The 5,055-nt window shown below is 59.4% G+C and carries 5 protein-coding genes and 1 pseudogene; 3 read left to right on the top strand and 3 right to left on the bottom strand.

Features of this window, described 5'->3' with window-relative positions:
* Positions 1-479: pseudogene (locus ABJK70_RS19885) on the bottom strand (sodium:calcium antiporter); the annotation flags it as partial.
* Positions 480-808: 329 nt separating this feature from the next.
* Here ABJK70_RS19885 and ABJK70_RS19880 point away from each other — a divergent pair.
* Complete coding sequence (locus tag ABJK70_RS19880) at positions 809-1,177, top strand: hypothetical protein (protein ID WP_077729856.1); 369 nt, start codon at positions 809-811, stop codon at positions 1,175-1,177.
* Between the two features lie 215 nt (positions 1,178-1,392).
* Complete coding sequence (locus ABJK70_RS19875) at positions 1,393-1,719, top strand: BON domain-containing protein (protein WP_077729857.1); 327 nt, start codon at positions 1,393-1,395, stop codon at positions 1,717-1,719.
* A gap of 156 nt (positions 1,720-1,875) precedes the next feature.
* On the opposite strand, the gene ABJK70_RS19870 is transcribed toward ABJK70_RS19875, so the two are convergent.
* Positions 1,876-2,247 (bottom strand): hypothetical protein, encoded by a 372-nt coding sequence (locus tag ABJK70_RS19870; protein WP_347258865.1) that lies wholly within the window; start codon positions 2,245-2,247, stop codon positions 1,876-1,878.
* 420 nt (positions 2,248-2,667) lie between these two features.
* Here ABJK70_RS19870 and ABJK70_RS19865 point away from each other — a divergent pair, with 420 nt between their 5' ends.
* The gene (locus tag ABJK70_RS19865; protein WP_347258864.1) at positions 2,668-4,623 is read left to right on the top strand and encodes a serine/threonine protein kinase; all 1,956 of its coding nucleotides are present in this window, start codon (positions 2,668-2,670) and stop codon (positions 4,621-4,623) included.
* Positions 4,624-4,663: 40 nt separating this feature from the next.
* On the opposite strand, the gene ABJK70_RS19860 is transcribed toward ABJK70_RS19865, so the two are convergent.
* On the bottom strand, positions 4,664-5,055 hold a 392-nt coding region (locus ABJK70_RS19860; RefSeq protein WP_347258863.1), incomplete at its 5' end, for a hypothetical protein.

Here is a 5,055-nt window from a genome sequence, read left to right as displayed (position 1 = left end):
TGCTTTTCGTAACGGAAAATCGAACGCACGGCGATCAAATACATCAGAACGATGACAGGCATATAAACGCCTACATGCCCTATGGCCCAACCGTTTCGCTGTCCGAGGAGAACGTTGAACCCCACCAGGCCGATCATGACCACTCCAAAACCCGCGGAGAGAATATGGCCCTGGCTGGCGCGGCGATAAATCGATTCTTTACGGTGGAGGAAATCGACCACGACCAGAATCATCAGATTTAAAACGCAAGCACCGAGCACATTACCCACGGCGATGTTCGGCGCCGATGCGAGCGTGACCGAGCTTAACCCGGTAATCAACTCGGGCAACGATGTCGCGGTGGCAAGCATGACCAGTCCCACCCAGTTTCCCGAGAGGCCGGTCTTGTCAGCAATGACATCGCCGTATAACGAAAGCTTCGTTCCGGCATAAGCGGTCAAGAGGAAGCAAGCGGCAAATTCCGCCCAAATACTGAACATTATTGGATATTGATTGTGTTTCGTGACAAGTCGCAGGGTTCGCCCGCTCCATCGCCGCATAGGGTTGCCGCATGATCCCCTTTCTGCGGACGGGACGGAGGCAAAAGTTGGCGCGTAGTTTAACGTCTTTTCACGAGACCTCCGATTAACCGCATTTCACCGGGCCGTGGGGCGAAATCGGAGTATGGGTGTTTGCATGTTTACATGAGCTCGGCACCTTCCCCTCGTAATAGTCCATAGAGACCGAGACCGGCGTTCGTGCTATTAGTAATTTTCATTCGATGTTGTCGGGCAGCTTCCGAATAAGGATGCGAAACAGGAGGGAATCCATGCGCCACAAAATCTCGATCGCCCTGGCGGCAGCCGTATCGAGTCTGCTATTTGTCGCGAATCCGGTCTGGGCGGCTAAGAAATCTCTGGACAAGGCGACTGTCGTCGCGGGGACCGAAGCCGATCGCGATAAGTCCTACCCCGGCTGGGAGGGTTTCCAACCATTCGGGGAAAAACAAAAAGAAGGCGGAACCGGTCAGCCGGAGACGGGACAGCAACCCCAAGGCGAAGGCCAGCAGCCCCAACCCGGGATGGAGCAACGGCAGCCCGAAGGCGAGCAAGGTACGGGCAGTCCCGGCGGGGCAACGGGCGGAGACAGCGGCACGGAAGGCGGAGAAGGCGGCTCCGAAGACGGGCAAAACCAATAGATTTTCACATCGGGTTTGCGGCCGACGCTAAACAGAAGCGCCTTTCGAGCGCCAACGCGAATCCAGCACGAAAACCCCGATCTCGCTCAGATGACGGAGGAAACGAGACGCTCTAGGGACGGCTGGCTAAGAGCGTCTCATGCTTCAAGTACGACTGGATTGAACGAGCATTTGGGCTTGGCTACTGCCGTAGATCGAAACCAGGCAAGGAAAAAATGAAACGGCGATATTTCCTGGTGTCCATTGCGGTGCTCGTCCTGACCGGCTGCGCCAATTCGGAAGGCAAGAAGACGGAGTTCGGCGCCAATGCCGACGACGTTACTATTGCGAGCAGGGTCAAGGCAGCGCTTTTACAGGACATTTATGTCGGCGGTCTCGGCATCCAGGTGCAAGCCCATCAGGGGCATGTGCAACTCGGCGGTTTCGTTCCCGACGAGGATCAACGCCGGCATGCCGAGGCGATCACGCGCGGAATCCGAGGCGTCAAGTCGGTCGAGAACAACATCCGCGTCAGGCAGAAACGCGACGAGCCGCGGTTTTAGGAAACCCCGTCGTGGAGCTGAGACTTGGCGTCAGGCTTCTCGGGAGACTGTTTGTTCTTTTCGGTTCGTTCGTCGTCGCCTTTCTTATCGGCTCGGTTTGATTTCGCGTTGCCGCACCTGCCGGCGCGAGGAATGTTCCCTTGTTCGGCCCGGTCCTTATCGCCGCTCTCGCCAGAAATGAATTCGGTCGGGCGACATTCCGTATCGCGAGGAGCGTCTTGCGTCGTGCCCATACGGGAACGGATATCCGCTAAAACTCGAATAATCGCGAAAAATGGGGACTCCGGGATAAGTCCATAACGGAAAATAGACCGGCTGAGGATATTGGCAATACTGAGCGGCCTCGGCGTCCACCATAGCCGCGCGCGCCGATTGCCATGCCGCCAGGGCTTCCAGCTCGCGAACCCGGACCAAGCGTTCTTCACGCGCTTCCGCCGCTTTCCGAGCCGCCTCGGCCGCCTGCTGCTCTTTCCATTCCTCCAATCGCGCAATCGCCTCGGGGTCGGGTTTGGTGACCTTGATATGCATCCGACGGCAACTCCTCGAAGCCGGTTCATCGGTATATAACAACCCGGCATCGGTTCGGCATTTGTAGATCTCCGCCGAATGCACCGGTCGAAACCACAAGACCGCGATGCTCGCGAGAAGGCAGAACAAAAGGCACCTGATCGGACTCGATTTCCCTGAGCTGACGGCGACTCCCTTCCGCACGCCTTCGTTCTCTGCCCCTGTCGCTAAATCGCCCATTACGCGCTTAGTGACCATATCGCTACTTCCGTACGATTCGGGCAACGTCAAGCAATTAGACCCGCGTTCCGTCCCTTCCGTTCTTGGATAAGAGCCGACCGTGGCGCCGATCGGCTCGGCACGATCGTCGCCGTCCGTTTGTCCCTTAGCCGATGACGAACTACATTAATGTGAGCTTCGTTCAATACACACGATCGACCAATGCGCGGTAACGATAACGCCGATTTCGACGATTACACGGTGCTGAAACTCCAGCTCGATGCTGCGCAAGGTTCGCAGGAATCCACAGCCGATTACAGACTCACCGATCATTACTCCTTGTGCGGCACAGTGGGCCAGGGGGGCGTGGGGCGGGTGCTGCTCGGTTTCGACGAGCGCGTTGGGCGTCAGGTCGCCATCAAGGAAATGCTCGCATCGAACGAAGCCGTCGACTCCACCATCAGGCTCCGTTTTCTCCGCGAGGCCCAAATCACGGGACGCCTGGAGCATCCGGGCATCGTTCCGGTCTACGACATGGGAACCACTTCCCAAGGTGCTCCTTATTACGTGATGCGCCTCGTACGGGGGCAGACCCTGGCCGAAGCGCTTTCCGCATGCAATTCGGAACAGCCCGAACAGGCGCTTGCAAAACGTCTGCAATTGCTCGACCGGCTCATCGATGTCTGCGAGGCTATGGCCTACGCCCATTCAAAAGGCGTGGTGCACCGGGATCTCAAACCCGGCAACATCGTGCTGGGACAATTCGGCGAAACCATCATCCTGGACTGGGGTCTCGCCAAGATCGGCATCGAAGCCGATGTCTTCCGCCGGGCCGTACCGGCCGCATCCGAAGAGGCCGGATCCGACGACCTCACTCAAGTCGGCGAAATCCTCGGGACACCCGCTTATATGGCGCCCGAACAAGTGGATCAGCGTTATGGCGAAGTGGACGCGCGAACCGACGTATTCGCCCTCGGCTGCATTCTGTATCACATCTTGGTCGGACGGGCGCCGCTCAAAGGCAGCCTCTCGTCCATCGTCGAGCAGCTCAAGTCCAAAGCGCCGCTGCCCTCCTCGCGCAAAGGTCCGGTTCCCGCACCGGCCGAGCTTACCGCCATTTGCGACAAGGCCCTCGCGAAGGACAAGCTTTGCCGCTTCCGGGACGCCGCCGAATTGACCGACGAGCTGCGCGCTTTCCGCGATGGACGATTGGTCAGCGCGTACGCTTATTCGCGCGGCGAGTTGCTGCGCCGTTTCGTCGCCCGCAACAAGGCAGCGCTTTCCGCTGGACTTGCGGTCGTCATGGCCGTCGCGATCGGTGCGGGGCTGGCGGTCCATTTTGCCATGGATGCCCGGAAAGAGCGGGAAGTGGCCGTCGCCGAGCGACGAATGGCGGTCCATGCCCGCGAGCGCGCGGAAACGGCGCTGGCCGACGTCACCCGCATATCCAACGAAAACCTGACCGCCGCCGATCAGATCGCGGAAGACATAGCGAATGCCATAGGCTCGATACGAAGCGGGATGGAACGGCTCGCGGACGCCGCGGGCAACGTAGGCGACCGCAAGGCCATGACTCCGATTCTGACATCCCTGCTAACCCGGTATCCCGACGCCGAGCTTTTCGCCGCCACGATCGCCCCCGGCACGATCACCGCCGTGGCGCCGGCGAAATACGCTGAAGCCATCGGCGCCGATACCTCCCGGCTCGAACACAATCGTCTGGCGCTGGAATTGACCGAACCCATACTGAGCCGCGTCTACGAGGCGCCCGAAGGTTTCGACGCCGTAACCCTCGTCGTACCCATAAAGCGCGGCAAGACCATACCGGGTTTTCTGTCCGCCCGTTTCAAGGCCGCCGAGTTCCTGGGAAAACTATTGCCCGCCGGACTCCAAACCCAGGAGAGAGCGGTGTGGATCATTCAGGACGACGGTTTCATCCTTTACGACACCGATACCGACGAAATCGGGGAAAACCTGTTCCGCGAAGAACGGTTCGACAAAATTCCCGAATTGCGCCAGCTCGCGAGACAGATTGCGGATCAGGAAGCCGGCATCGGCTATTACCACGGCCCGACCCATGGAAGCGGCCGAGAATCCAATCGCATTGCCGCCTGGCAAACGGTTCGGCCCACAAAAAACCGCGCGTGGAAGGTCGTAGTGCTGGAGCAGTGGGGATAAAACGGCCGAAAAGCTCACGTTGGCGCAGTCGGCCGGAAACTCACGGCTTGACCTCGACAGCATACGGCTGAAATCCCCAGCACCCGTCCCGGCTCTTCGCCTTGACCGAAATCCGAACCTTACCGGGCTCGGTGAGGGGCTGCGGCGGGACGGCCTTGACTCGCCAGTCGCCGCTTCTCAGGCGTTCGAGTACCGGCTGAACCGTCTGGCCGTTGATTTCGACCGTAAGAGTATCGCTGTCGGTATTGTCCGACGCGACGAAAGCGAACTCGGCAAGCGCGGCAACGGCGCCGGTCGGATTCGGTTCGAAGAATTTCGGCTCGGCGCACCCGCTGCTTCCGCCGCCCCCGCCACCGTAAGCCCAGACGCTTCCGCTCGCGATAGCGATCAACAAAACCGCCGTCTTAACCAAGCCGTGCATATAGCCTCCTT

Origin of the sequence: Methylocaldum sp., from assembly GCF_039794385.1 — a bacterium.
In the GTDB taxonomy this organism is placed as follows: domain Bacteria; phylum Pseudomonadota; class Gammaproteobacteria; order Methylococcales; family Methylococcaceae; genus Methylocaldum.
The sequence above is the reverse complement of the archived record's forward strand: the minus strand, read 5'-3'. Positions and strand labels throughout refer to the sequence as shown.